The organism is Nonomuraea pusilla, from assembly GCF_900109355.1.
GTDB classification, from domain to species: Bacteria; Actinomycetota; Actinomycetes; order Streptosporangiales; family Streptosporangiaceae; genus Nonomuraea; species Nonomuraea pusilla.
The window spans coordinates 71,793-97,821 of the sequence record NZ_FOBF01000021.1 but is presented as its reverse complement, the minus strand read 5'-3'; the positions used below and the strand labels follow the sequence as shown (position 1 = coordinate 97,821).

The following is a 26,029-nucleotide window of genomic DNA, read 5'->3' as shown; positions in this document are numbered from 1 at the left end:
CATCCTCAGCGGACCGAATTCCCCCCGACGGCACTAGAGTCACCGGCGTGCAGCTTTCGCCCATGGATGTGGTCGCCCGCGTCGATGTGCTCGCCCTGGCCGGTACGCCTGCCGAGACGTTCACGGCCGGGGGAGCCGCTGTCACGGTCGGTCCCCGCGGCAGCGTGGTCATCGCCGATCCCGTCGACCAGGTCGGGGCGAGCGGGGTGTGGAGCAGCGAGGAGTTCCGGCTCGTCGGCCCGGTGCCGGGGGCGCTGGCAGAGCGGTTTCTGAGGTCGGCTCGGGCCTGGCCTTCCCTGGCTCCGTCGGCGGAGCTCGGTTCGATTCACCTGTTCGTGCGGCTCGGGCAGGCGTTTCTGTACCTCGGCACGGTCCACCACAGTCAGAGCGGGTGGACGGGCGACGTGTGGACGATGGAGGACTGCACCCTGCGGGTCGAGCCGCCGCTCAGCCGTGACGTGCTCGACCGGGTCCGTCCACCGGGCACGCCCACGACCCTGCCGGGCCTGGACTGGCTCGACCATGTCGACGACGACCGGGCCACGGCGCTCCGGCTGTTCATCGAGGGGTGGTATCCGCCGCCCGACCCCGACGAGGAGCCGGACACGCCGTCGGTCGTCGTCCCTGAGGCCCTGGCCGCGTTCTACAGGCTCGCTCGGGGACGGACAGGAGTCCTGGGAGTCCAGAACTTCATCCGTCCCGCGGGCGATCTGACCATCGGCGCCGACGGCCTGCTGGAGTTCGGTCACGAGAACCAGGGCTGCTTCTCCTGGTCGCTCGACCTCTCGCAGGACGACCCGACGGTGTGGACGTCCGACGCGCCTGACTTCCGCCACGTGGAACGTGAACCCCTGAGCGGCTTCCTGCTGCAGTTCTCCCTGTACGAGGCCATGCTGAACGCGCCCTATCACGCGTGGAGCCGTCCGGTGCCGACGCCGATCGCCTCCGAGCTGCTCGGCACGCTGCGCCGGGTGCCGCTCAAGACGTGGATGTGGCCGATGTACCAGACGTCCTTCTACGTGGCGCCCGGTCTCATCGCCTGCGTCGACGACGACGAGGAGAACGAGGAGTGCCGTGTCGAGTTCGGCGCGACACACCGCAGCCTGTTACGGCCACTGGCCGACCAGGGGATCAGGTGGAGCGTCTTCGACGGCTGATCGACCGCCGGCCGGAGGACGGCGCCCTTCGTACGACGCCGTTCCCGCACGGCTGGGGCCCGACATGGCGAAGGGGCCGACTTGGATGGGGTCGGCCCCTTCGCACTTACTGCCTCAACCAGGCGCGGAGGATGGGGGATTTGAACCCCCGATAGGTTGCCCTATACACGCTTTCCAAGCGTGCGCCCTCGGCCACTAGGCGAATCCTCCGCCGACGAGCTTACCGGACTTCGCGGGTTGTCGAGACCATGAATTTGGCAGCCGTGGAGCGGGAGCGAGCACTGCCGGGTCCGGCTAGACTGTCCGTGGACCCCTCGCGCGGCGTCATCCTGTGAACCTCCCCAGGGCCGGAAGGCAGCAAGGATAAGCGGGCTCTGGCGGGTGTGCGAGGGGTCTCTTCGTTGGGAGCCCCCTCGCAGGCGGGATGGTCGCATGAGCCTCGCGCTTTACCGCAAGTACCGGCCCGGTACGTTCGCAGAGGTCAAGGGTCAGGAACACGTCACCGATCCGCTGCGGCAGGCCCTGCGCAGCGGCCGCATCAACCACGCGTACCTCTTCAGCGGCCCGCGCGGCTGCGGCAAGACGTCCAGCGCCCGCATCCTGGCCCGCTCGCTGAACTGCGAGCAGGGGCCGACGCCCGACCCGTGCGGCGTCTGCGAGTCCTGCGTGGCGCTCGCTCCCACCGGCCCCGGCCACCTCGACGTCATCGAGATCGACGCCGCCTCGCACGGCGGCGTGGACGACGCGCGCGACCTGCGCGAGCGGGCCTTCTTCGCCCCCGTCTCCGCGCGCTACAAGATCTACATCATCGACGAGGCGCACATGGTGACCCGCGAGGGGTTCAACGCGCTGCTCAAGCTCGTCGAGGAGCCCCCGCCGCACCTCAAGTTCATCTTCGCGACGACCGAGCCGGAGAAGGTCATCGGCACGATCAAGTCGCGTACCCACCACTACCCGTTCAGGCTGATGCCGCCCGCGACGCTCAGGGCGCTGCTGGAGGAGATCCTCACCTCCGAGAGCGTCCCGTTCGAGCCGAACGCCCTGCCGCTCGTCGTGCGGGCGGGCGCGGGCTCGGCGCGTGACTCGCTGTCCATCCTCGACCAGCTCCTCGCGGGGGCGGAGGACGACGGCATCACGTACGCCAAGGCCGTCTCGCTGCTCGGCTACACCGACGGCGACCTGCTCGACGAGGTCGTGAACGCGTTCGCGGCGCGCGACGGCGCGGCCGTCTTCCACGCGGTCAACCGGGTGATCGAGGGCGGGCACGACCCGCGCAGGTTCGCCGCCGACCTGCTCGAACGCTTCCGCGACCTGGTGATCCTGGCGAACGTCCCCGAGGCGGTGTCGAGCGGGCTGCTCGACCGTCCGGCCGACGAGCTGGACCGGCTGGTGGCGCAGGCGTCGTCCATGGGGCCGGCCGAGCTGACGCGCGCGGCCGAGGTGTTCAACGCGGGCCTGACGGAGATGCGCGGCGCGACCTCGCCGCGCCTGCTGCTGGAGCTGATGTGCGCCCGCGTGCTGCTGCCGGGGGCCGCGCAGGGCGAGGAGGCGCTGCTGGCCCGCCTGGAGCGGCTGGAGCGCGGCGCGGCGGTGGCCCAGATGGCGGGGCGCGCGGCGGCCCCGACCGTTCCCGCCGCCGCCCCCGTCGCCGTTCCTGCTGCCGCGCCGGTCCCGGCGTCCTCGGCGCCTGTGTCCCCTCCGGCTTCCGTTCCCGCGCCCGCCTCCCAGGGGTCCGCGGCTCCGGCGGGCACGGGTCCGGGGGCGGGCGAGCCGTCCGGCGCGCAGCCGCCCGCCGCCCGCCAGGGTGACGACGACTGGCCGGAGCCCGCCCGTCCGGGCGCCCCCGCCCCGGCCTCCACCCCTGCGGCGCCCGCGTACGACGCCCCGCAGGCCCCCGCCGCTCCCGCGGCCGGCGGCACGGGCGGCGTCCAGCAGCAGTGGCCGGCCGTGCTCGCCGCCCTCAAGCAGCGCAGCATCGTGGTCTGGGCGAACGTCAGCACCAACGCCCAGGTGGTGGGCGTCGAGGGCAACATCGTCACGCTCGGCTTCGCCCAGGTCGGCGCGATGAAGAACTTCACGGGCGGCGGCAAGGACGCCGTCGTGGCCGGGGTGCTGGGCGACGTCCTCGGCGGGACGTGGCGCGTGGAGGCCGTCGTCGGCGGTACCCCGGCGCCGCAGGCGTCCAGGGGCCCGGCACGACCGCCCGCCCAGGCGCCGGCCCAGCCGCCCGCGTCGCAGCCGCAGAGCGCGGCGGGCGCCCCGGCGGGCGCTCAGGGCGGCCAGGGGGCGCACCCCGGCCCGCAGGGGCGCTCGGGGTCGCACGGCGCGCCGCAGGAGGACCGCGGCGGCGCTCAGGACCCGGGCCGCCCTCCGGCCGCGGGCGACGCGGCGCGCGCCACCACGGACGAGTCGTGGCCCGACGCGCCCGACGACTACGTGCAGGACTCCCCGCCCATGCCCGACCCCACCAGGACCGTGGCCGCGAAGACCGCACCCGCCAACGGATCCGCTCCCAGGGGCGGCGGGCTGGCGGCGGCGCGCTCGGCGGCGAAGGCGGCGGCGCAGGCCGGCCCGCGTTCCGCCGGCGGCAGGGGCTCGGCGGCGGCCTGGCCCGACGCGATCCCGGGACGCTCCAAGGCTGACGTCGACGACGTCGACCCGCTGAACGACGCCGACGCCGACGTGGACGCCGTCTCCGGCATGGCGCTCCTGCAACGGGAGCTGGGAGCCCAGGTCATCGGCGAGATCGACCACACCTAGCCCGTGATCCGCCCCGGCGACCGGCAGGGGTGGAGCAGGCCCACCCTGGTGCCCTTGCGGCGGCGCGCCGCCTCTCCGGGCTGCCCGGCCGGGTGCGCCCGAGCGGCGCTGGCCAATCTCGGCGCCCTCGCGTCGCTGCTGGACGTGGCGCGGCGCTCTCCCGGCAGTCCTTCAGCCGCGGCCCGGCACCCGCTCCCGGGGGTTGCACCGCCCCGATCCGCCGCCGCGCGGTTTCGAGCCCGACACGCACCGCGTCACCCGCGCCCGTCGGGGGTGTGGGGCGGCGGGTCAGAGCAGGGGAGCGTCTCGGGGGCGGGGGTCGCCCCCCCGGCTGTGGGGGAGCGTCTGGCGGGTTTGCCGGTGGTCGGTGGGGGCGGTTCGGTCGGTGGTGGAGTGGAGGTCGCCCGCCACTGCAGAGGGGCGTCTCGGGGGTTTGCCCGTGGTCGGCGGAGGTCGTCCTGACCGCGGAGGGGTGTCCGGTGGACTCGCCGGTGGTCAGTGGAGGCGGGTCTGGGCGGCGGCGGAGCGTGGGCCGGGGAGGGTGGCCAGGCGTTCCAGCACCTCGTAGTCGTCGCGTCCGTTCGGTGTCTGCGCGTACGCCCACAGGTCGTCGGGGGAGCCCTTGCGCAGCAGGCAGGACCGTACCTGGACCTCCAGTTCGTCGCGTTCGCGCCTGATCTCGGGCGACTCCGACCGCGGCAGCAGCGGCCCCGTGTAGGCGCGCGCCAGCGCGGCAGGTTCGCCGGACGACAGCAGCGCGCGCAACGCCAGGAAGTCGGCCTCGACCGGGCAGGCCAGCCGGTACGGCTTGGCCGCGACGGCGTCGCCGAACCAGGTGCGCAGCCGGTGGATCTCGGCCCTGATGGTGACGGGGTTGCCGGTGTCGCCGTACAGGTGGAAGGAGAGCTGCTCGGCGGTGAGGCCGCGGGGGTGGAGCGCGAGGAGGGCGAGGATCTCGGCGTGCCGCAGCGAGAGCGGCCGCTCGTGGTCGCCGTGCCTGATCCTGGGCGGGCCCTCGCCTAGGAAGGACAGCCGCAGCGACGCCGGGGGCGCGGCGGGCGCGGCGCGCAGGAGGTAGCCCTCGGAGAAGGGTTCGAGCTGGGCGACGCGCCCGTCGCGCAGCACGGTGCGGCGCCCGGCGCCCGGCACGGGGACGCGGTCGCCGAGGGTGCCGGCGGGGTCGCCGGCGATGACCCGTCCTGTGGGTGAGAGCAGGATGCCGGGACGGCCGCGCAGCGACTCGAAGCGGCGGCGCAGCCGCTCGTCGCGCTCGTGCATGCGCAGCGCGAGCTGGGCCTCGGCCAGCTTGGCCGCGGCGGCGACGAGGGCGAGGGTGGCGGGGTGGAGGCTGGCCGCGGTGTCGCTGACGTCGACGCAGCCGAGCAGTTCGCCCGAGTCGGGGTCGGTGATGGGGGCCGCGCTGCAGGACCAGACGTGCAGTACGCGCATGAGGTGCTCGTCGCTGTAGACGTGCACGGGCCGCCGGGTGGCGAGCGCGGTGCCGATGCCGTTGGTGCCGACGCTGGTCTCGGCCCACTGGTGCCCGTCGGCGAGTCCGACGTCGTCGGCGCGGCGGGCGACGTCGCGGCTGCCGTCGCGCCACAGCACGGTGCCGTCGCGGTCGGTCACGAGGACGACGTGGTCGGTGAGCCCGGACAGCGTCTGAGCGAGCAGGGGCAGCAGCGGGCGGAGGGGGTGGGAGTCGCGGGCGTCGTTGACGTGGGACATGTCGTGGGTGAGGGGGGCGCTTTCGAGGTCGGGGTCGATGCCGGCGCGTATGGAGCGCCGCCATGAGGTGGTGATCACCCGGCGGGGCTGCGACCACGCCTCGCCTGCCGCCGCGGGCTCGTGCGTTCCGCGCAGAAGCCGGGAGTACGCGGTGAAAGGGGCGTAACTCATTGGTCACTCCAGGTAGTCGCTTAGAGCATCCGTCTTATGGGCGATTGGCGCAACCTCTTCAGGGGGATTGCGAAGGGTGATTGAATGAACGCAACGTGTGTGCAACCTCGGGAGGTCTACCGTTCATGGCAACGCGTCGGCGTGGTGCGGCCGCTCCGTCAGGCGCGATGGCCGGGTCCCGGACACTGGAGGGGGGCCGGGGCCCGGCCAATGACGGAAAAGACATGGGATGCCCGCAGTACATGCAGAGGCCCAAACCCCGTAGGCTCGTGGCAGTCATACATGCGGAGCCACGAGGAGCGCACGACGGTGAACCCAGGGGATGTCAACCTGCAGCAGCTGCTGGAGCAGGCTCAGCTCATGCAGCAGCAGCTCGTGAGCGCCCAGCAGGAGCTCAACGACGCGCAGATCGAGGGCTCATCAGGCGGCGGCCTGGTCACGGCCATCGTCAACGGCTCGGGCGAGCTGCTGGAACTCAAGATCGACCCCAGCGTGATCGACAGCGGGGACAAGCAGGACACCGCGGACACGATCGCCGACCTGGTGATCGCCGCGGTCCGCGACGCGGTACGGGCGGCCGCGGAGCTGCAGCAGGAGAAACTCGGCCCGCTCGCCCAGGGCCTCGGTGGCGGCGGCCTCGGACAGCTGCCAGGGTTCTAGGCATGTACGAGGGTGTCGTACAGAACCTGATCGACGAGCTCGGGCTGCTGCCCGGGGTCGGTCCCAAGAGCGCCCAGCGCATCGCCTTCCACCTGCTGTCGGCCGATCCGGCCGACGTCAAGCGGCTGGCGCACGCGCTGCTGGAGGTCAAGGAGAAGACCCGGTTCTGCCGGGTCTGCGGCAACGTGGCCTCCGAGGAGGAGTGCCGCATCTGCCGCGACCCGCGACGCGACACGCACGTGATCTGCGTGGTCGAGGAGTCGAAGGACGTCGTGGCGATCGAGAAGACGCGCGAGTTCCGCGGCACCTACCACGTTCTCGGCGGCGCGATCAGCCCGATCGACGGCATCGGCCCCGACGACCTGCGCATCCGCGAGCTGATGACCCGGCTGGCCGACGGCCGCGTCACCGAGTTGATCCTCGCCACCGACCCCAATCTCGAAGGGGAGGCGACGGCCACCTACCTCGCCCGGCTCGTCAAGCCGATGGGCGTGAAAGTGACACGACTGGCCAGCGGTCTGCCTGTGGGCGGTGACCTCGAGTACGCCGACGAGGTGACCTTGGGCCGCGCGTTCGAAGGACGGAGGCTGCTGGATGTCTGACCAGTGGAGCGAGCTGGCGGCGGAGATCGCCGTGCACGCGCAGAACTACGTGGACGGCCTCACCAGGGTCGCCGGGGGCGAGGGCGGCGACGCCATCTGGTCGCTGCTCCTGGTCGAGGTCGCGCAGATGAGTCTGGCGGGGGCCAAGCTCGGCGCCAACCGGGACGTCATCCTGTCCGAGAACTCCGAGCCGCCCATGAGCGAGGACCCCGACATCGACGGCGTGCGCACGGCCCTGGCCGAGCGGCTGGGGCCGGTCGACGACTACGCCGAGGTGTTCGACCCGTACAAGGACACGGGGGTGACGCCGTACCGGCTGTCCGACGACCTCACGGCGGTCGCGGCCGACCTCATCCACGGGTTGCGGCACTACCACGCGGGGCGCCCGCACGAGGCGCTGTGGTGGTGGCAGTACTCCTACTTCAACACCTGGGGAAACCACGCGGGAGCGGCCATGCGGGCACTTCAGGCGCTCGCCGCCCATTCCCGTCTGGACGTCGCGGAGGAAGTCACCACCGTGTGATTCCCACATAGTGGTATGGACCATCCGGTGCATGAGAGGCCCCCAGTAGACTGGCAGCTCACAGTCCAAACCGGGAGACTCTCGTGGCGCTCGTTGTGCAAAAGTACGGTGGTTCGTCCGTCGCCGACGCGTCCTGCATCAAGCGGGTCGCGCAGCGGATCGTCGCGACGAAAAAAGCCGGCAACGACGTCGTCGTGATCGTCTCCGCCATGGGCGACACGACGGACGAGCTCCTCGACCTGGCCGAGCAGGTGTCGCCGCTGCCTCCGGGCCGCGAGCTCGACATGCTACTGACCTCGGGCGAGCGCATCTCGATGGCCCTGCTGGCGATGGCGATCGCCAACCTCGGCCACGAGGCCCGTTCGTTCACGGGCTCGCAGGCGGGTGTGATCACCGACTCCACCCACGGCAAGGCCCGCATCATCGACGTGACGCCCGGCCGCATCCGCGAGGCGATCGACCAGGGTCACATCGCGATCGTGGCCGGGTTCCAGGGCGTGTCGCAGGACACCAAGGACATCACCACGCTGGGCCGCGGCGGCTCCGACACGACCGCGGTGGCCCTGGCGGCGGCGCTCGAGGCCGACGTGTGCGAGATCTACACCGACGTCGACGGCGTCTTCACCGCCGACCCGCGGATCGTGCCCGCCGCCCAGCAGATCCCCAGGATCTCGTACGACGAGATGATGGAGATGGCGGCCTGCGGCGCGAAGATCCTGCACCTGCGCTGCGTGGAGTACGCTCGCCGGTTCAACCTGCCGATTCACGTACGCAGCTCGTTCAGCACCAGGGAAGGCACGTGGGTCGTCTCCGACCCTTACACCGAAGGAACCGAGATGGAGCAGCCGATCATCTCCGGCGTCGCGCACGACCGGAGCGAGGCCAAGATCACCGTTGTCGGGGTTCCCGACAAGGTCGGCGAGGCTGCCGCGATCTTCAAAACGCTCGCCGACGCCGAGATCAACATTGACATGATCGTGCAGAACGTCTCGGCCGCGGCCACGGGCCGCACGGACATCTCCTTCACGCTCCCCACGGCCGACGCGCAGACGGCGCTGGGGGCGCTGAAGAAGATCCAGGGCCAGATCGCCTACGAGTCGCTGCTCTTCGACGACCAGATCGGGAAGGTGTCGCTGATCGGCGCGGGCATGCGCTCGCACCCCGGCGTCACGGCGACGTTCTTCGCGGCCCTCGCCGACGCGGGGGTCAACATCGAGATGATCTCCACCTCGGAGATCCGCATCTCCGTGATCGTGGGCCAGGACGGTGTCGACGCGGCCGTGGCGGCCGCCCACCGGGCCTTCGATCTCGACGCCGACCAGGTCGAAGCCGTGGTGTATGGAGGTTCAGGACGATGAGCAGCAGGCCCAATCTCGCTCTGATCGGCGCCACCGGCGCTGTGGGCACCGTCATGCGGGACATCGTCTCGACCCGCGAGGACATCTGGGGCGAGGTGCGTCTCGTCGCCTCCCCCCGCTCGGCCGGCAAGGTGCTCAAGGTACGCGGCGAGGACGTCGTCGTGCAGGCGCTGGCGCCCGAGGTGTTCGACGGCATCGACATCGCCATCTTCGACGTGCCCGACGAGGTGTCGGCGGTGTGGGTGCCGATCGCGGCCGAGCGCGGCGCGATCGCCATCGACAAGTCCGGCACGTTCCGCATGGACCCGGACGTGCCGCTGGTCGTGCCCGAGGTCAACCCGCTGGACGCGCGCGACAGGCCGCGCAACATCATCTCGACGCCCAACTGCACGACCCTGTCGATGATGGCGGCCATGGGCGCGCTGCACGCCGAGTTCACGCTGAAGGAGCTCGTCGTGGCCTCCTACCAGGCGGTCTCCGGCGCGGGCGTGGCGGGCTCGGCCCGGCTGTACGACGAGGTCGAGGCGCTGGCGGGCGACCGCACGGTGGGCCAGTCGGCCGGCGACGTGCGCAAGGTCCTCGCCAACAAGCTGCCCGAGGAGTCGCCGTTCCCGGCGCCGATCGCGTTCAACGTGGTGCCGTGGGCGGGGTCGTACAAGGACGGCGGCTGGGCCTCCGAGGAGCTGAAGCTGCGCAACGAGTCGCGCAAGATCCTCGGCATCCCCGACCTGAAGGTCTCGGCGACCTGCGTGCGGGTCCCGGTCATCACCACGCACTCGCTGGCCGTGCACGCCCGCTTCGAGCGTGAGATCACGGTGGCCGACGCGCACCGCGTGCTGGAGGCGGCGCCGACGGTCGTGCTCGTGGACGACCCGGAGAACGGCGTCTTCCCGACGCCGCTGGACGTCGTGGGAACCGACCCGACGTACGTGGGCCGCATCCGTCAGGCGCTGGACTTCCCGAACACGCTCGACCTGTTCGTGTGCGGCGACAACCTGCGCAAGGGCGCGGCCCTGAACGCGGCCGAGATCGCCGAGCTGGTGGCCGCCGAGTTCTGACGCGAAACCCGGAACCGGGTGGATGACCCGGAACGGGTGGAGAAAGGGTGACGTCGCCGTGCGGCCTCACCTGGGACGAGTGGAGAAAGGGTGACGTCGCGTGCGCGGCGTCACCCTTTCTCGTTCCCGTCACCCTTTCGCGGAGCGGAGAGGTCAGCGGAACAGGATGTCCCAGTGGTCGATCTCGTCGGCGAAGACGGTGCCGTTGCGTGAGCGGTAGAGCCGGGCTCCGTCACTCCGAGTTCCCGCTGTTGCGTGATTTTTCGTGATGTAGCGGTCGATGCATGGGTTGTGTGTGATGTCCAGCTTGTAGCCGTTGCCGTGGCTGAAGTGCCCGGGCGCGTGGCCGGTCTCCGTGCCGCCGGTGACCAGCACCGGGCAGCCGCTGGCCCGCTTGAGCTGGATGACCCGCGCGACGGTGCTCGTGCGGACGGAGTCCAGGGACGTGCAGGTGCCGACGTGCCGGCTCGTGCAGTTCCCCGACGACTTCATCCGCAGGCCCGCCCGCTTGAGCCAGGTGCTCGCGATGGTGTGCGTCAGGTGCAGGGTCGCCTGGCGCGGCATGGCCTGCCGCAGGTTCACCTGCCCCTTGCGGGCCTCCGCCCTCGCCTGGCCGGCGAGGCCGGCCTGGCCCTTGCGCGCTTCGGCCTTCGCCTGGCCGGCGAGGCCGGTCTGGCCCTTGCGGGCCTGCGTCCTGGCTCGGGCGGCCACGTCCGCCTGGGCCTTGCGGGCCTCCGCCTTCGTCCGGGCGGCCACGTCCGCCTGGACCTTGCGGGCGACGCCCGCCCCGGCCGGGGCGACGGGACGGCTCCTCACCACGGCGACGCCGACGCGCCGTGCCTCGGTAATGCCCGACCCGGTGGCGGTCGCCGCGGTACGCTTCCCCTCGCCCGCGGCGGCGTTCACCTGTGTCAGAGCCCTCGCTGAGGCCCTGGCCTGTTCGCCGGTGCTGTGACGCGCGCTGCCCACGGCGTCCTGCCGTGGCGCCCACGCGTCTCTGAACGCGTCGTCGAGGGCCCGGGAGCGCCAGGGGAGCGGCTGGGGCCAGTTGTAGGGGCCCCAGTCCGTCAGGTAGCGCTCGTAGGCCCGCTCGGTCCGCGTGAGGACGTCTCCCATCTGGGCGGCGGTGTCGCCGCCCGGGTGCTCGATGTCCGCGTACCACCAGGGCCCGTACGCGGGCTCGCCGGGGTCGTGGGTGCGGATGACGGGTGGTGGCGTCCGCGCTGTCCCGCCGTCGGGTGGCGTGGGAGCGGCGGAGGCGGCGGACGCCAGCGCGATTATGGAGATCTCAATGTCGAGGAGTGCGACTGTGACAAGCCGCAGTGTTCCACGTATCCACATGTCGATGCCTTTTCGCGGAAATAGCCCTTCCGCCTGAAACGACAATCCCACCATTCACCGCTGATAACCCCTGTCGCAGAAGTATCTTTGCTCTGTGTCGGCGATCACCGTGAGCCTTCATGACCTAACCGGGCATCAAGCCGTAAAGTGACGAACGTGTCCGAAGCCCGAAACCGAGGATCGGAGAGCACCCGAGAGGTCATCGTCGAGACGGCGTTGCGCCTGTTCAGGGAGCGCGGCTTCGAAGCCACCACCATGCGCGCCATCGCGGCCGAGGCGGGGGTGTCCGTCGGGAACGCCTACTACTACTTCGACGGCAAGGAGGCGTTGATCCAGGCGTACTACGACCGGGCGCAGGCCGAGCACGAGGCCGCCTGCAGGGAGTTGCTGGCCGGGGAGGACGCGTTCGCGGCCAGGCTGAGCGGGGTGCTGCGCGAGTGGGTGCGGGTCTCGGAGCCGTACCACGAGTTCGCGGTGAAGTTCTTCAAGCACGCGGCCGAGCCGACCAACCCGCTCAGCCCGTTCAGCGCCCAGTCGTCGCCCGCGAGGGAGGCGTCCATCGCCATCTACCGGCAGGTGGTCGAGGGGGCGAAGGACCGGATGAACGCCGAGTTGCGCGGGGAACTGCCCGAGCTGCTGTGGCTGCTGTCGATGGGCATGGTGCTGTTCTGGGTGCACGACACCTCGCCCGGGTGCGCGCGCACGTACCGGCTGATCGAGGTGACGGTGCCGCTGGTGGACCGGCTCGTGGGGCTGTCGCACCTGCCGGGCCTGCGGGGGATCACCAAGGACTTCATCGCGGCCGTCCACGAGCTGCGGGCGTGAGCGGCGCCTCTGCCGAGCCATACCGTCCGGTTGGTATGGTCACGTCATCGACGCCGATCCTGGAGGCCCGAGGATGACGCAGAACTGGGGCATGACCATCCCCTTCTCCGACCGCTCGCCGGCCGAGTCCCGCGACCTGATCGCCGAACTCCCCGGACTCGGCTACACCGACGTGTGGTCCGCCGAGGTCAACGGCGCCGACGGCTTCGTGCCGCTCGCCCTCGCGGCCGAATGGGCGCCGGGCGTGCGGCTGGGCACCGCCATCGTGCCCGTCTCCACGCGCGGGCCCGGGCTGCTCGCCATGTCGGCCGCCACGCTGGCCGACCTCGCGCCCGGACGGTTCGTGCTGGGCATCGGCGCGTCCTCGCCCGCCATCGTCGAACGCTGGAACGCCGGCCACTTCGCCAAGCCGTACGCGCGCACCCGCGACACGCTGCGCTTCTTGCGCAGGGCGCTGGCGGGGGAGAAGGTCTCCGAGCGGTACGAGACGTTCGAGGTCCAGGGGTTCAAGCTGGAGCGGGCGCCACGGGTCGCGCCGAGGATCGTGCTGGCCGCGCTGCGTCCGCGCATGCTGCGCCTGGCCGCCGAGGAGGCCGACGGCGCGATCACGAACTGGCTCTCGCCCGAGGACGTCCGCACGGTGCGGGCCGAGATCGGTCAGGACACCGAGCTGATCGCCCGGCTGTTCGTCTGCGTCAGCGAGGACGCCGCCCTGGTACGGGAGACGGCCAGGCGGATGCTCGCCGCGTACCTGACGGTCCCCGTGTACGCCGCCTTCCACGACTGGCTCGGCCGGGGCGAGGCGCTGCGCCCGATGCACGAGGCGTGGGCGGCGGGCGACCGGCGGGCCGCGGTCAAGGCCATCCCCGACGAGGTGGTGGACGCCCTCGTCGTCCACGGCGACGCGGCCACCTGCCGGGCCAGGATCCGCGAGTACGTGGCGGGCGGCCTCACCACCCCGGTGCTCGCCCCCATCCCGGGCGGCGACGTGCCGATCGACCAGGCCGTACGCGACCTGGCTCCCGAGGCCTGACGGGGAGGGCCGGCGATGGACGCCGTGCTGGGGCTGGACGCGACCGGGCAGGCGCGGGCCGTCAGGGACGGGCAGGTCTCGCCGCTGGAGCTGGTGGAGGCGGCGATCGCCGCGGTCGAGGAGCGCGACGGCGGGCTGAACGCGGTGGTCCACCGGCGTTTCGAGCGGGCGCTCGACGAGGCCCGCGCGCTCGGAAGGGCCCGTGACGGGCGTGCGGACGCGCCGTTCCGCGGGGTGCCGATCCTGCTGAAGGACCTCGGCTGGCGGCAGGCGGGGGAGCCGTACCACGCGGGCTCGCGGGTGCGCGAGGGCATCCCCGTCGAGGAGGACGGTTACGGGGTGCGGCGGCTGCGCGCGGCCGGGTTCGTCATCCTGGGCAGGACGAACACGCCGGAGTTCGGCAGCACGATCACGACCGAGCCCACCGCGTTCGGGCCGACGCGCAACCCGTACGACCCGCGGTACTCGGCGGGAGGGTCGAGCGGAGGCTCGGCGGCGGCCGTGGCGGCCGGGATGACGGCCCTGGCCACGGCCAGCGACGGCGGCGGGTCGATCCGGGTGCCGGCGTCGTTCTGCGGGCTGGTGGGGCTCAAGCCGTCGCGCGGCAGGCTGAGCCTCGGGCCGAACGCGGGGGAGGGGTGGAACGGCCTGTCCTGCCCGGGGTTCGTGACGAGGACGGTACGCGACACGGCGGCGGCGCTCGACGTGGTCGCGGGGTTCGAGCCGGGCGACCCGTACGCGGCGCCGCCGCTGCCGGGGCCGCTCGCGGCCGAGGTGGGCAGGGAGCCGGGTCGGCTGCGGGTCGGGTTCGTGACGCGGCATCCGCGCGAGGGGGTGCCCGGGGAGCCGGAGCCGGCCCAGGCGGTGCTGCGGGCGGCGGCGCTGCTCGAATCGCTCGGGCACGACGTCGCGCCGGGCGGCCCGCCCGCCCTCGCGGATCCCGATTTTCCGCATCATTTCGGGGTCATCGTCTCTGACAACATCGCCGCCCAGGTGGAGGCGATCGGCCGGCTGCGCGGGCGTCCCGTCGAGATGGAGGAACTGGAGCCGCGCAACCAGGCGATGGTCGCGGCCGGGCGCGCCAGGAGCGCCGCCGACCACATCCTGGCCGCGCAGTGGATCGACGCCTTCCGCCGCCGCCTGGTCTCCTGGTGGCGGGACGGGCACGACCTGCTGCTGATGCCGTCGGCAGGCACGGCGCCGTTCCCGCTCGGCTGGATCCCGCCCGACGACCCGGCCACCGGGTTCGCCAGGTCGGCGCCCGTCCTCGCGTTCACCTCGCCGGTCAACGCCTCCGGCCAGCCCGCCGTCTCGCTGCCGCTGCACCGCACCGCGTCGGGCCTGCCCGTGGGCGTCCAGCTCGTGGCGGCGCCCGGCAGGGAGGACGTGCTCGTCAGGGTCGCCGCCCAGATCGAGCGGGCCGCGCCGTTCGAGCACGCCGCCATGCCCCGCTGACCTGCGCGGGAACCATCCCCTCCGGCCAACGCGTTATGTCGTGAGAAGCCGGGGGTAGGAGGTTCCGCATGATGGCGAAGTCAGCACGGGCAGCGGCGGCGTGGCGGACGTACCGTGAGGTGACCAAGCCGGGCTCGCCGGCCCTCATGACCAGGGTCAGGGCCATCCCCCGCCTGGTACGCGCGGTCATGCGCGGCGAGTACGCCGGCATGGGCAAGGGGAAGCTGGCCCTGCTGGGCCTCGGCGTGGTCTACATCCTCTCGCCGATCGACGTCGTCCCCGACTTCCTCATGCTCATCGGGGTCGCCGACGACTTCGGCGTGTTCCTCTGGCTGATCGCGTCGCTGCTCGGCGAGAGCGGACGCTACGTCGAGCACGAGCGCGCGGTCATCCAGGGCAGGGTGGAAGGCCGGACCCCCTAGATCTCCTCCATCCGGAGCCAGGCGCGCGACGGCAGCGGATGCCCGAACAGGCGGGCCGCGTTGCCGTACGCGACCCTGGCGAGGTCGGCGGGCGGCAGCGTGCCCAGGTTCCTGGCCACCGCCTTCTGGGTGTCGGGCCAGGTGGAGTCGGAGTGCGGGTAGCCGCTCTCCTGCAGCACGTGGTCGAGGCCGACCGCGAGCCGCACCCCCGACAGCGCGTGGTCGTCGAGCGTGCCGAAGAAGAAGTTGCGGCGCAGCACCTCGCTCGGCTTGAGCCCGCCGTCCCACGACGCCTCGCCCGCCACCGGGTGGTCGAGCGCGTAGTCGGCGCGCTCGGCGAGCAGCGGCAGCCAGCCCACGCCGCCCTCGACGATGAGGATGCGCAGCGCGGGGAACCGCAGCGGCACGCCCGACCAGAGCCAGTCGGCGCAGGCGAACATCGCGGTGGTCGGCATCAGCGTGGTGATGGCCTCGATCGGCGTGTCGGGTGACGGCACCGGCGTCCAGGACGCGTCGCCGGTGTGCAGCGCGATGACGGTGCCGGTCTCCTCGCAGGCGGCGAAGAACGGGTCCCAGTGGCCCGAGTGGATCGACGGCAGCCGCAGCCGCGTCGGGAACTCGGGGAACACCACGGCCTTGAAGCCGCGCGCGGCGTTGGCGCGGATCTCCTTGGCCGCCACGTCCGGGTCGGGCAGCCAGGGCAGCTGCAGGCCGATGATCCGCTCCGGGTAGGTGCCCGCCCAGACCTCGATGTGCCAGTCGTTCCACGCCTTGACCAGGGCCAGGCCGAGCTCCTTGTCGCGGGTCCTCGCGAACGGCATGCCGGACTGCCCGGCCAGCATGCCGGGGAAGCACAGCGCGGCCCAGATGCCCGCGACGTCCATGTCCTTGACGCGTGCCTCGATGTCGTGGCAGCCGGGGCGCATGTTCTCGAACCTGACCGGCTCCAGGGTCCGCTGCTCGCGCGGCAGGCCGGCGCCGACGTCCATGCCGGCGCAGGGGTAGGTGGCACCGCCGTACCGCCAGACCTGGTGGCCGGCGTCCGTCTCCACGACCTTGGGTGCGACGTCGGCGTACTTCTCCGGCAGCCGGTCCTCGAAGAGGTCCGGAGGCTCGATCAGGTGATCATCGGCAGAGATGATCACGTAGTCGCGCCGCCGGGGTTCGGGTTCGGGGAGCAGCGGCGTAGTCACGCAGGTAACCGTACGACGACGGCATAACGTCGAACAAGCTGCGACGTATCCGTTGGATATCCGTGTGCGGCTTCGCGCGGTCTTCGCCCCCGTCTGCGGGTCACGCCGGACCCGGGACCGCCGGGAGGGGGATGGTGGGCGATCCCGGGTCATGACGCGGATCCGCGGCCGCGTCCACGCTTCCGGCGCGGATCCGGGTGCCCTCTACCCCTCGGGGGCCGGTTCAGTCAGCAGCGTCGCGCGCAGCAGGGCGACGGTGTCCTCGTCCACGCCGAGCACGTCCGCCACGTACGCCGCCACCGAGCCGTGCCGCCCGGCCAGCTCGTCGAGGAGGAGCCGCATGGCCTCGGCCGGGGCCAGGCCGAAGCCCGGCCACGGCGGCTTGCCCGGGTTCCTCCTGCGCCAGCCGTCGAGGAAGCGCTGCGTGGCCAGGCCGGTGAGCGCGTAGTCGGCGACGATGTCGTCCTCGGCCACGCCGAGCATCGACAGGATCAGCGCGGTGAGCAGGCCGGTGCGGTCCTTGCCCGCCGCGCAGTGCACGACGGCCGGGGTGCCGCCGGTCGCCGCGATCGTCTCGACGGCGATCCGCAGGTTGTCCACGCCGTCCTCGGTCAGCTCCAGGTACCGGTCGGCCAGGAACCTGGCGATGCCCAGGTCCTCGCTGTAGTCGTCGCGGTTCCACGGCCTGCCCTCGATGGGCAGGTTCCAGTAGGCCAGCTCCTCGGTCGCCGGCACCCGGCCCGCCCGCTCCACCTCGTACGGGTGGCGCAGGTCGATCACGGTGCGGACACCGAGGGCCCGGAAGGTCTCCAGGTCGGCTCCGGCCAGCCAGCCGAGGGAGTCGGCGCGGTACAGCCGCTGCCACCGGACGGTCCTGCCGTCCTGCGTGGCATATCCACCTATGTCACGGAAATTGCAGAGGTTGGCGAACGCGATGTGGCGGATCACGATCACACCCTAGTTGGCGGGGGATCCGGCCTCCCTGGGCGCGCCCGCGCCGGCCCCGGTCTGTCCGCCCTCGCCGCCCTCGCCGTTCTTGCCGTCCTCGGCGTCCTCGGCGTCGTCACCGGGTTCCCCTGCCGCCCTGCGCTCGGCCACCTCGCGCCGGATGAGCAGGATCCAGCCGCCGATCGCGATGCCGATGAACAGCCACCACTGCACGCCGTACGCGAGGTTGAGCCCGCCGCCCGAGCCGACGTCCGGCTCGGGGACCGGCGCGGGCGCGGGAGAGGGGGAGGGGTCCTCCCGGACGAGCTCCACGTACCCGCCCACCAGCCGGTACGGCATCGCCTTGCCGATCTTCGCGGCGTCGATGAGGAGCACCTGGCCCGCGGGCAGACCGGGGCGCTCGCGGATGCCGCTCGACTCCTCGGTCTCGCTCGGACGCAGCCGCCCGGTGACCCGGACCTGCCCCGTGGGTGCGGCGGGCACCTGCGGCGCGGCGTCGGCCGACGCCCCTGCCGGGACCCAGCCCCTGTTGACGATGACCGCCTGCCCGGCGCCCGTCACGAGCGGGGTGAGGACGTAGAAGCCGTTGCGTCCCTCCTGGGGGCGGCGGCGTACGAGGAGGGTGTGGGCGGCGTCGTACGTGCCGGTGGCGGTGACGGTCCTGAACCGGTCGTCCTCGCGGACGGGCTGTCCGGGGGCGGCCAGCCGCTCCAGGGGGGCGGGCGGGGCCTCCAGGTTGGCGGTCACCGTGTGGCTGTTGGCCGAGCGCTCCTCGAACCGGCCGAACTGCCAGCGCCCCAGGAACACGAAGGAGGGGATGACCAGCAGCACCACGACGTGGAGCGCCAGCCATCGGGGCGTCAGCAGGAACCGGTACACGCCTCCAAGGGTAGGCAGCGCGAAGGGTGCTCCCTCACGCGCCCCGCGGGAGGCGGCGTGGCGTCACACGCCAGGCCCGCCGATCAGGGGTCGTGGCGTCGCGGGTCAGGCGGTGTGGCGGCGGGCGCCGGGGCCGGGGATGGCCGTCACCTCGCGCGGCCCGCTCACCTCGTGGCCGTCGGCGCAGCGGAAGTGCTGCTCGACGAGGGCGCCGCAGTCGCGGTGGGTCAGCAGGACCGGCGGGCCGTCCTCGCCCGCGAGGTACTTGTCGCCCCAGTGCATCAGCGCGACCAGCAGCGGGTAGAGGTCGCGGCCCTTCTCGGTGAGCCGGTACTCGTCGCGCTGCCGCTGGCCGGGCTCGCGGTAGGGCGCCTTGTGGAGCAGGCCCTCGTCGACCAGGCGGGCCAGGCGCGCGCTGAGCACCTGCCTGGGGGCGCCGGTCATGGCCTGCATGTCGGCGAACCTGCGGACGCCACTGAACGCCTCGCGCAGCACGAGGAAGGTCCACTTCTCCCCGACGATGTCCAGGGTGCGCTCGATCGAGCAGTTGTCCACCCGGAAGGGAACGTTCATTTGCGCATTATACCTGAGTTCGATTGACAGACTCAGCCTTCCGGGGCAGTCTGAGTCTATGTTCGGAACCCAGATTCGCCCGGTCCGCCCCGACGACGAGGAGGGCGTCAGACGCTTCCTGTCCGGCCTGTCGCTCCACACCCAGACCCTGCGCTTCTTCACCGGCGTCAGCAGGCCGGCGGCCTCGCTCGTCCGCACCCTGCTCGCCGTGGACGACCGCAGGGACGCCCTGGTCGCGACCATGGCCGGCGAGATCGTCGGGCACGCGATGAGCTACCGGGGCGGGTGCGCCGACGTCGAGGTCGCCGTCGTCGTGGCCGACGCCTGGCAGGGCATGGGCCTCGGCCCCGAGCTCGTCGACGCGCTCCTGTCCAGGGCCGCCGCGCGCGGCGCGAGGACGGTCGGCATGGACGTCCTGGGCGAGAACAGGAGGGTGCTGCGGCTCATCCGCAGGGCCTGGCCCGACGCCAGGACGAAGGTCTCTTCCGGATCGGTGGAAGTCACCGCTATGATCAACCAGCCGGCCGTATTTGCGGAACAAGGTTCTGGTGGCACACCATTGTCTGTGTGAAGAGTGCCAAGAACGGACGTGACGGCCGCACCCGCATCATCGAGGGCGCGCTCCGCCGATTCAGTCAGGACGGCGTCTCGGCCACCACGCTGGCCAGCCTGCGGGAGGAGAGCGGCGTCAGCGTCGGCAGCTTCTACCACCACTTCGCCAGCAAGGAACACGTCTTCGGCGTGCTGTACGCCGAGATCCTCACCGCCTACCAGCAGGCGTTCCTCGCCGAACTGGTCAGGCACCAGGAGGCCCGCGACGGCATCGAGGCCGTCGTCGCGTTCCACATGCGGTGGGCGGGCGAGCACCCAGAACGGGCCAGGCTGCTGGTCAGCGAGCGGCCGCCGCGCAAGCACGAGCCGGGCGGCGCCGAGGTGTCCGAGGCCCGCCGCGCCTTCTTCCGCCAGGTCTCCGACTGGTGGCGTCCCCACATGAAGGACGGGCTGCTGCGCCCGGTCGACGCCACCATGTGCTACGTGCTGTGGCTGGGCCCGGCCCAGGAGATGTGCCGTCTGTGGTTCGCCGGCGCCCACACGCCCACCCCCGAGGAGATCAAGGAGCTGGGCGAGGCCGCCTGGCTGAGCCTGCGCCGGCGCGCGGAGTGACGGCGGCCCTTCCCGCCTGACGAGCCCGGCGTGCCCCTCAGGCGGGCTGACGCAGCCGGGTGGTCACCCGCCAGCTCGACCGGTCGAGCGAGATGTCGAGCCGCAGGTCGCCGCGCTGCCTGCGCAGACCGGGCACCCGCACCCTGTCGTGCACCGCGAACCTGCCCCTGGAGGGATAGCCGAAGCCCAGCTCGCCGGGCAGCACGCGCAGGTCGTCGCGGTTGCCGCAGCGCGGGCACGTCCAGGACACGAGGTCGAGGCCGCGGTTGTAGTCGGAGCACGCGCTGAAGTACTCGTCGGGCCCGAAACGGGACTCGCAGGCCAGGCAGGGGATCAGCACGGGGTCCGCTCCTTCGTACGCGGGCTGACCCCTCAAGAGATATCGCGCACCACTTGTCCCCCGCTTGCAGAATGCTTGGGCCGTTACGTAACAGTCTGAGCACAGTCCGTATCGGATCATGCGGACGGGCGGGCGGTGGAAGGATGGTTCCCGTGGAACGACTGCGCCATCACCTGCTGGAAACCGGCTACACGATCGACGGGGTACGCGAGCGGCTGGGCGACGTCGCCGCGTCGGCGCTGGCCCGCGAGGAGCTCGTGCCGGCGCTGCGGGCGACCGCCGACGGCGACCCCCTGGCCACGCTCGTCAGGCTGTGGTGGCTCGGGGTCCCGGTGCCCGCGCGGGCGCTGCCCGCCGACGTGCTGGAGGGGGCGCTCGACGAGGGCCTCGTCAGGCGCGAGGGCGACGACGTGGCCGCCGCCGTGCACCTGCAGCCGTGGGAGACCGAGGGGCCGGGCGGCTACCTCGTCTCCGACCGCAAGGTGCGGCCGGGCGACCCCGCGCTGCGGCCCGACCACGTCGTGGGCGCGGGCGGCGCCTCCGCCAACCTGGCGCAGCTCGTCACCCGCCGGCACGTCGGGCGGGCGCTCGACCTCGGCACCGGCTGCGGCGTCCAGGTGCTGCACCTGGCCGGGCGGGCCGGCCACGTCACCGCCACCGACCTGAACCCGCGCGCCGTCGAGCTCGCCCGGCTGAGCTGGCGGCTGTCGGGCGTCACCGGCGTCGACGCCCGGGTCGGCTCGATGTTCGAGCCCGTCGAGGACGAGCTGTTCGACCTCGTCGTCAGCAACCCGCCGTTCGTCATCACGCCGCCGGGCGAGCGCACCCTGACCTACCGCGAGTCGGGCGGCGGCGGCGACTCCTTCTGCCGCGACCTCGTGCTGCGCACGCCCCGCCACCTCGCCCCCGGCGGCCAGGCGCACCTCCTCGCCAACTGGCTGCACGTCGAGGGCGAGGACTGGCGCGAGCGCGTGGGCGGCTGGCTGCGCGAGACCGGCTGCGACGCCTGGGTGGTCGAACGCGACGTCCAGGACCCCGCCGAGTACGTCGAGCTGTGGCTGCGTGACGCGGCCGAGCAGGGCACCCCCGCCTACGCCGAGCACTACGACCGCTGGCTGTCGTGGTTCGACGAGCGCAAGGCGGAAGGCGTCGGTTTCGGCTGGATCACCATGCGCAACGCCGGCGCCTCCGACCCGGTGGTGCGCGTCGAACGGCTCACGCACCAGGTCGAGCTGCCCGTCGGCGCGTACGTCGACGGCGTGCTCGACTCCGTCGCCGCCGCCCACCGGGCCCGCGACCTCGACGCGGCCCGCCTGCGTACCGCCGAGGGCCTGCTGGACGAGCGCGTCGGCCTGCCGGGCGCCGAGGACCCGATGCGCATCGTCCTGCGCCAGACCAGGGGGCTGCGGCGCAGCAGGGAGGTCGGCACCGTCGAGGCGGCGCTGGCCGGGGTGTGCGACGGCGAGCTCGCCCTCGGGCCGCTGCTCAACGTGATCGCCGAGCTGGTCGGCGGCAGGGAGATCCCCGACGCCGACGCCGTGCGCCCGCTCATCGCCGAGGGGTACTTCCTCCTTTGATCCGGTGTTGATCCGACGTTGACCGCCGGGGTGCACGCTGCTGGCACGACGCGCGGCCCGGGGGGTTCGAGGGCGGCGTCAGGTCCGGCCGGTCGTCCGTGTGAGGCGGCTAGCCGCCGCGTGGAGCAACCCGATGACCGGGCCCCCTGGCGACGCGTGGCGGTCGAGGATGACCGGCCGGGCTGCCTTACCTGGACACCCTAAGGACAGCCTTGATCAACCATGTGTGGATGACACGTCTGGACGACGAGCTGTACTCAGGACTCGACGACGGGGACGGGCCCGGACTTCTGCGCTGGGCCGGCGGGGGAGCCGACGGCGGGGGAGCCGTCGAGCAGGAGCTTGAGGTCTCCGGCCTCGGGGGCGCCGATCCTGGTGAAGACGTCCAGCGCCTGGCGTAGGCAGTCGCCGCTCCGCGCCTCGTCGCCGAGTCCGCGCAGCGCCCTGCCCAGCACGGCCAGCGACAGCGCCTCCCCGTACGGGTGGGCGATCTCCCTGGCCACCGTGAGCGCCTGCTCGGCGTGGCGGGCCGCGTCGGCGTGCCGTCCCGCGGCGATGAGCGTCTCGGCCAGCCGCGAGCAGACCCGCTGCTCCCACACCCGCTGCTTGCTCGCCCTGAAGAACGCCAGGCACTCGGCGTGGTGGTGGACGGCCTCGGCGAGCCGGCCGACACGCGACAGGACGATGCCGAGGTGGTAGCGGGCGCGCGCGGTGCCGGCCCCGCTGCCGATCTCCGTGAACAGGGCGAGGCCCTTCTCCGCCGCGGCGACCGCGTCCTCGGCGCGGCCGAGGCCCAGGTGGTCGCGGGCCGAGTAGCTGAGCACGAGCGCCTCGCCCGCGGGCACGCCGTTCTCCCTGTAGTAGCGCATCGCCTCGTCGAACCAGGCCAGCGCCTCGGTGTGGCGGCGCTGCCGGCCGACGACCACGGCCAGCGCGTTCATCACCTCGCCGGTCACGATCTTCTCGCCGCGCGCGGTCGAGAGCTCGTACACGGTCCTGAAGTGCTCCTCGGCGTCCGTGAGCCGGTTGCCGGCGAACAGGACCCTCCCGAGCACGTACCGGGCGCGCAGCTCGCCCGCCCGGTCGCCGAGTGGCGTGGCGGCGGCCAGCACGGCCCGGGTGCTCTGGTCGAACTCGCGGGTGTGCGTCCCCGACTCCAGCAGCGGCTCCATGGCGAGAAGCAGGTCGGCGGCGGGCAGGAGCTCGTCGGCGGCGCGGGCGGAGGCGGCGGCCTGGTGGACGGCCGCGAACAGGGAGTCGCCCTCGGAGATCAGCCAGGCCACCGCGTCGTCGGCCGACGCGAACGAGCGTCCCTCGCCGACGGCCGCCAGGTTGTCGGCGATCATGCTGCCCTCGTACGCGAGCCGGTGCGCCGACTGCGCGGAGGCCAGGTAGAAGCCCAGCAGGCGGCGCAGCGCCGTCGCCGTGGCCTCCGCGGGCTCCGACCTGTCGAGCTCCCGCCTGGCGAACAGCTTCAGCAGGTCGTGGAAGCGGTACCGGCCGGGGCCCGGGGCCTCCAGCAGGCTCGCGTCCACCAGCGACTCCAGCACGTCCTCCGCCTCGAACTCGCGCATCGACAGCACGGCCGCGGCGGCGCCCAGCGAGACGTCGGGGCCGGTGGGCAGCGACAGCAGGCGGAACGCCCGCGCCTGCCCGGCGTCGAGCTGCCCGTAGCCGAGCGCGAACGTCGCCTCGACCGCCAGGTTGCCCACGCGCAGCTCGTCCAGCCTGCGCCGCTCGTCGGCCAGGCGCGGCACCAGCGACGCGACCGTCCAGGTGGGCCGGGCCGCGAGCCTGGCGGCCAGGATCCGCACGGCCAGCGGCAGGAACCCGCAGGCGGCGACGGCGTCCATGGCGGCGCCGTGCTCGGCCGCCACCCGCTCGGGGCCGGCCACGGCCGCGAACAGCGACAGCGCCTCGTCGGGCTCCATCACGTCGAGGTCGATCAGCCGGGCCGACGGCAGGTCGGCCAGCTTGGCGCGGCTCGTCACCAGGGCGGCGCAGCCGGGCGAGCCGGGCAGCAGCGGGCCGACCTGCTCGGCGTCGCGGGCGTTGTCCAGCAGGACGAGGATGCGGCGCTCGGCCAGGATGGAGCGGTACAAGGCGGAGCGCTCGTGAAGCCCGTCGGGGATCACGTCCGGCGGCACGCCGAGGGCGCGCAGGAACCCGCCGAGCGCCGACTCGGGCGCGGTCGGCTCGTCGCTGTGTCCGCGCAGGTCGGCGTAGAGCTGGCCGTCGGGGAAGAGGTCGGCGGCGGCGTGGGCGGCGTGCACGGCCAGCGTGGTCTTGCCGACGCCGCCGATGCCGCAGATCACCGCCACGGGCACGCCGTCGCCCGCGGAGCGGGCCGCCAGCATGGAGCGCAGCCGCGCCGCGACGTCCCTGCGGCCGGTGAAGTCGGTGACGGCGGCGGGGAGCTGGGCGGGCCTGGGCAGCTCGGGCGCGGGCTGGGTGTCCTCCTCGCGCTCCTGCTCGTCGCCGTGCGCGGCGGCCGGCGCCGGGCCCGAGGGCGTCAGCGACGGGTCGGCCGACAGGATCCGCTGGTGCAGCCCGGCCAGCTCCGGGCCGGGCTCGACGCCCAGTTCGTCCACGAGGGCCTCGCGGGTCTCGGTGAAGACGGCGAGCGCGTCGCCCTGCCTGCCGCAGCGGTAGTAGGCCAGCATGAGCTGGGCGCGCAGGCGCTCGCGCAGCGGGTGCTCGGCGGTCAGCGCGATCAGCTCCGACACCACCTCGGCGTGGCGGCCCAGCTCCAGGTCCACGTCCATGAGGGCCTCGACGAGGCTGATGCGGCGCTCGACCAGCCGGTCGCGCTGGTGCTCGGCGTACGGGCCGACCGCCCCGGCCAGCGGCTCGCCGGCGAACAGCCCGAGCGCGCCGCGCAGCGACTCGGCGGCGGCGTCGAGCCTGCCCGACCTGCGGGAGGCCTCGGCCTGCTGCGCGTCCCGCTGGAAACGGGTCAGGTCGAGCGCGCCGTCGGGCAGGCGCAGCGCGTAGCCCCTGCCGATGGAGGTGAGCAGCTCGGGCCGCGAGCGGGCCGGCCGGTCCGGCTCCAGCACGGTCCGCAGCCGCGAGACGTACGTACGCAGCGCCCCGAGCGCGCGCGGCGGCGCGTCCTCGCCCCAGACGCCGTCGATCATCTCGTTGGGAGTGACGGCGCGGCCCTCGCGCAGGAGCAGCATGGCGAGGATCGAGCGCTGGAGCGGCGTCCCCAGGTCGAGCTCCCGGCCGTCACGCCACGCCCGGACGGGACCGAGCACGGCGAATCGCAGCCCGCCTTCGACGCCTTGACCAGCCATGCCGTCTGTCTCCATGTTCAATGGCACGTTTTGTGACCAAATGATAGATCCCTGGCTGCTCCCCACCCGGACCCGGACCGATCGTCAACCTCCGCGTTGATCGGCCGTTGATCAGGTGTTGAGCCCGCCCCCGGAGGCTGGAGTCAGGTTCGGCATGATTCCAACGCGGGGGCGTGTCATGCAGAGCCGGCCGGGCCACGGAAAAATACAGGCCCCGCCCAGAATCTTCTTCCGGGCGGGGCCTTCAGCCGACGATTCCTACGCTGCCTCGACCAGTCCGAGCCGCAGGGCCAGCCGTTCGCGCACGGCCGGCCACTCGGCGTTGAGTATCGAGTAGTACGCGGTATCTCGGACCGTGTCGTCGGCGCCTCGGCTTTCCGCTCGCCGCACCCCGTCGAAGTGTGCGCCGAGGGCCTCGATGGCGGCCCGGGATCTGACGTTGCGTACGTCGGCCTTCAGTGTGATGCGGTGGACGTTCCAGGTCTCGAAGGCGTGGGAGAGCATGAGGAACTTGCTCTCCCTGTTGACACCCGTGCCCTGGGCGGAGGCGCCCAGCCAGGTGTAACCGATGTCCGCCACGGACGGGACCTCGCCCACCGCACCCCGTGCGCCCGGAGGCCAGGGCATGGGGCCCTGCCAGTACTCCAGGTTCATGAGACGGGTGGCACCGACCAGACGGTCGGTGTGCAGCCACCGGATGGCGAAGGGCAACGTGCGGCCCTCCGCCTGCTCAGCCAGGGCGGCCTCCACATAGGAGACCATCTCGTCCCGCCCATGCGGGACGCGAGTGAAGGCGTACGTGGAACGGTCTTCACTCGCCGCGGCGACGAGGTCGTCGATCGCCGCGAGGCTGAGAGGTTCCAGGCGCACGAGGCGCCCGGACAAGGTGACAAGAGCGGGCATGAGCACATGATGAGGGCTGCTTGGCGCAGGTGTAACCACGCCGTCATGGTCATCTTCCGCGGG

General features: G+C 72.6%; 23 protein-coding genes, 1 tRNA gene and 1 other RNA gene. 15 read left to right on the top strand and 10 right to left on the bottom strand.

Annotated elements, in window-relative coordinates; translation table 11 throughout:
* Positions 1–47 precede the first annotated feature (47 nt).
* A complete protein-coding gene (locus BMX74_RS33435; protein ID WP_143078853.1) occupies positions 48–1,157 on the top strand; it encodes a hypothetical protein in 1,110 nt (369 codons plus the stop codon).
* Between the two features lie 125 nt (positions 1,158–1,282).
* Here the strand turns inward: BMX74_RS33435 and BMX74_RS33430 are convergent.
* Positions 1,283–1,367, bottom strand: a tRNA-Ser gene (locus BMX74_RS33430).
* Between the two features lie 95 nt (positions 1,368–1,462).
* Between BMX74_RS33430 and ffs the strand changes: the two genes are divergently transcribed.
* Together ffs and BMX74_RS33420 are read left to right on the top strand one after the other, a co-directional pair.
* Positions 1,463–1,558, top strand: an RNA gene (gene ffs, locus BMX74_RS33425) — signal recognition particle sRNA small type.
* A gap of 31 nt (positions 1,559–1,589) precedes the next feature.
* On the top strand, positions 1,590–3,917 hold the full coding sequence (locus BMX74_RS33420) for a DNA polymerase III subunit gamma and tau (protein WP_091104559.1): 2,328 nt from the start codon (positions 1,590–1,592) through the stop codon (positions 3,915–3,917).
* Positions 3,918–4,412: 495 nt separating this feature from the next.
* Here the strand turns inward: BMX74_RS33420 and BMX74_RS33415 are convergent, their stop codons facing one another.
* Positions 4,413–5,816 (bottom strand): GAF domain-containing protein, encoded by a 1,404-nt coding sequence (locus tag BMX74_RS33415; RefSeq protein ID WP_091104557.1) that lies wholly within the window; start codon positions 5,814–5,816, stop codon positions 4,413–4,415.
* Between the two features lie 309 nt (positions 5,817–6,125).
* Here BMX74_RS33415 and BMX74_RS33410 point away from each other — a divergent pair, with 309 nt between their 5' ends.
* The 5 genes from BMX74_RS33410 to BMX74_RS33390 all read left to right on the top strand — a co-directional run bounded on the left by BMX74_RS33410 (position 6,126) and on the right by BMX74_RS33390 (position 10,017).
* Positions 6,126–6,476 carry a YbaB/EbfC family nucleoid-associated protein gene (locus BMX74_RS33410; protein WP_082535604.1) on the top strand — a complete coding sequence of 117 codons (351 nt, stop codon included), beginning with the start codon at positions 6,126–6,128 and terminating at the stop codon, positions 6,474–6,476.
* Between the two features lie 2 nt (positions 6,477–6,478).
* The gene (gene recR / locus BMX74_RS33405) at positions 6,479–7,078 is read left to right on the top strand and encodes a recombination mediator RecR (protein WP_055508960.1); all 600 of its coding nucleotides are present in this window, start codon (positions 6,479–6,481) and stop codon (positions 7,076–7,078) included.
* On the top strand, positions 7,071–7,601 hold the full coding sequence (locus BMX74_RS33400; RefSeq protein WP_055508958.1) for a DUF5063 domain-containing protein: 531 nt from the start codon (positions 7,071–7,073) through the stop codon (positions 7,599–7,601). The genes recR and BMX74_RS33400 overlap by 8 nt, the downstream gene beginning before the upstream one ends.
* 83 nt (positions 7,602–7,684) lie before the next feature.
* Positions 7,685–8,959, top strand: a complete 1,275-nt coding sequence (locus BMX74_RS33395; RefSeq protein WP_055508957.1) for an aspartate kinase — start codon at positions 7,685–7,687, stop codon at positions 8,957–8,959.
* Positions 8,956–10,017 (top strand): aspartate-semialdehyde dehydrogenase, encoded by a 1,062-nt coding sequence (locus tag BMX74_RS33390; protein WP_091104555.1) that lies wholly within the window; start codon positions 8,956–8,958, stop codon positions 10,015–10,017. Before BMX74_RS33395 ends, BMX74_RS33390 begins: the two co-directional genes overlap by 4 nt.
* A 153-nt stretch (positions 10,018–10,170) precedes the next feature.
* On the opposite strand, the gene BMX74_RS33385 is transcribed toward BMX74_RS33390, so the two are convergent.
* Positions 10,171–11,358: a hypothetical protein gene (locus tag BMX74_RS33385; RefSeq protein ID WP_143078852.1), complete on the bottom strand. Its 1,188-nt coding sequence runs from the start codon at positions 11,356–11,358 to the stop codon at positions 10,171–10,173.
* Between the two features lie 156 nt (positions 11,359–11,514).
* Between BMX74_RS33385 and BMX74_RS33380 the strand changes: the two genes are divergently transcribed.
* From BMX74_RS33380 to BMX74_RS33365, 4 genes are all read left to right on the top strand, one after another.
* Entirely contained in the window at positions 11,515–12,183 is a 669-nt protein-coding gene (locus BMX74_RS33380) for a TetR/AcrR family transcriptional regulator (protein ID WP_055509541.1), read from the top strand.
* Positions 12,184–12,256: 73 nt separating this feature from the next.
* The gene (locus BMX74_RS33375; RefSeq protein WP_091104554.1) at positions 12,257–13,216 is read left to right on the top strand and encodes an LLM class F420-dependent oxidoreductase; all 960 of its coding nucleotides are present in this window, start codon (positions 12,257–12,259) and stop codon (positions 13,214–13,216) included.
* A gap of 15 nt (positions 13,217–13,231) precedes the next feature.
* Positions 13,232–14,671 (top strand): amidase, encoded by a 1,440-nt coding sequence (locus BMX74_RS33370; protein ID WP_091104552.1) that lies wholly within the window; start codon positions 13,232–13,234, stop codon positions 14,669–14,671.
* Positions 14,672–14,739: 68 nt separating this feature from the next.
* Positions 14,740–15,093 carry a YkvA family protein gene (locus tag BMX74_RS33365; RefSeq protein ID WP_236715117.1) on the top strand — a complete coding sequence of 118 codons (354 nt, stop codon included), beginning with the start codon at positions 14,740–14,742 and terminating at the stop codon, positions 15,091–15,093.
* Here BMX74_RS33365 and BMX74_RS33360 read toward each other — a convergent pair.
* From BMX74_RS33360 to BMX74_RS33345, 4 genes are all read right to left on the bottom strand, one after another.
* Entirely contained in the window at positions 15,090–16,286 is a 1,197-nt protein-coding gene (locus BMX74_RS33360; RefSeq protein WP_091104550.1) for an amidohydrolase family protein, read from the bottom strand. The genes BMX74_RS33365 and BMX74_RS33360 overlap by 4 nt on opposite strands.
* A gap of 204 nt (positions 16,287–16,490) precedes the next feature.
* Complete coding sequence (locus BMX74_RS33355; RefSeq protein ID WP_091104603.1) at positions 16,491–17,234, bottom strand: tyrosine-protein phosphatase; 744 nt, start codon at positions 17,232–17,234, stop codon at positions 16,491–16,493.
* A gap of 9 nt (positions 17,235–17,243) precedes the next feature.
* Positions 17,244–18,113 (bottom strand): SURF1 family cytochrome oxidase biogenesis protein, encoded by an 870-nt coding sequence (locus BMX74_RS33350; RefSeq protein WP_091104549.1) that lies wholly within the window; start codon positions 18,111–18,113, stop codon positions 17,244–17,246.
* A gap of 105 nt (positions 18,114–18,218) precedes the next feature.
* A complete protein-coding gene (locus BMX74_RS33345) occupies positions 18,219–18,686 on the bottom strand; it encodes a winged helix-turn-helix transcriptional regulator (protein ID WP_055508948.1) in 468 nt (155 codons plus the stop codon).
* Positions 18,687–18,744: 58 nt separating this feature from the next.
* Here BMX74_RS33345 and BMX74_RS33340 point away from each other — a divergent pair, with 58 nt between their 5' ends.
* The gene (locus BMX74_RS33340) at positions 18,745–19,257 is read left to right on the top strand and encodes a GNAT family N-acetyltransferase (protein WP_091104547.1); all 513 of its coding nucleotides are present in this window, start codon (positions 18,745–18,747) and stop codon (positions 19,255–19,257) included.
* Complete coding sequence (locus tag BMX74_RS33335; RefSeq protein WP_055508942.1) at positions 19,254–19,850, top strand: TetR/AcrR family transcriptional regulator; 597 nt, start codon at positions 19,254–19,256, stop codon at positions 19,848–19,850. Before BMX74_RS33340 ends, BMX74_RS33335 begins: the two co-directional genes overlap by 4 nt.
* A gap of 37 nt (positions 19,851–19,887) precedes the next feature.
* Here BMX74_RS33335 and BMX74_RS33330 read toward each other — a convergent pair whose 3' ends face one another.
* On the bottom strand, positions 19,888–20,190 hold the full coding sequence (locus BMX74_RS33330; RefSeq protein ID WP_236715116.1) for a hypothetical protein: 303 nt from the start codon (positions 20,188–20,190) through the stop codon (positions 19,888–19,890).
* A 143-nt stretch (positions 20,191–20,333) separates the two neighbouring features.
* Here BMX74_RS33330 and BMX74_RS33325 point away from each other — a divergent pair, with 143 nt between their 5' ends.
* Positions 20,334–21,767, top strand: a complete 1,434-nt coding sequence (locus BMX74_RS33325; RefSeq protein WP_091104546.1) for a DUF7059 domain-containing protein — start codon at positions 20,334–20,336, stop codon at positions 21,765–21,767.
* Between the two features lie 257 nt (positions 21,768–22,024).
* Here the strand turns inward: BMX74_RS33325 and BMX74_RS33320 are convergent, their stop codons facing one another.
* On the bottom strand, positions 22,025–25,063 hold the full coding sequence (locus tag BMX74_RS33320) for an AfsR/SARP family transcriptional regulator (protein WP_091104544.1): 3,039 nt from the start codon (positions 25,061–25,063) through the stop codon (positions 22,025–22,027).
* 258 nt (positions 25,064–25,321) lie between these two features.
* Entirely contained in the window at positions 25,322–25,966 is a 645-nt protein-coding gene (locus tag BMX74_RS33315; RefSeq protein ID WP_055509533.1) for a GNAT family N-acetyltransferase, read from the bottom strand.
* Positions 25,967–26,029 lie beyond the last annotated feature (63 nt).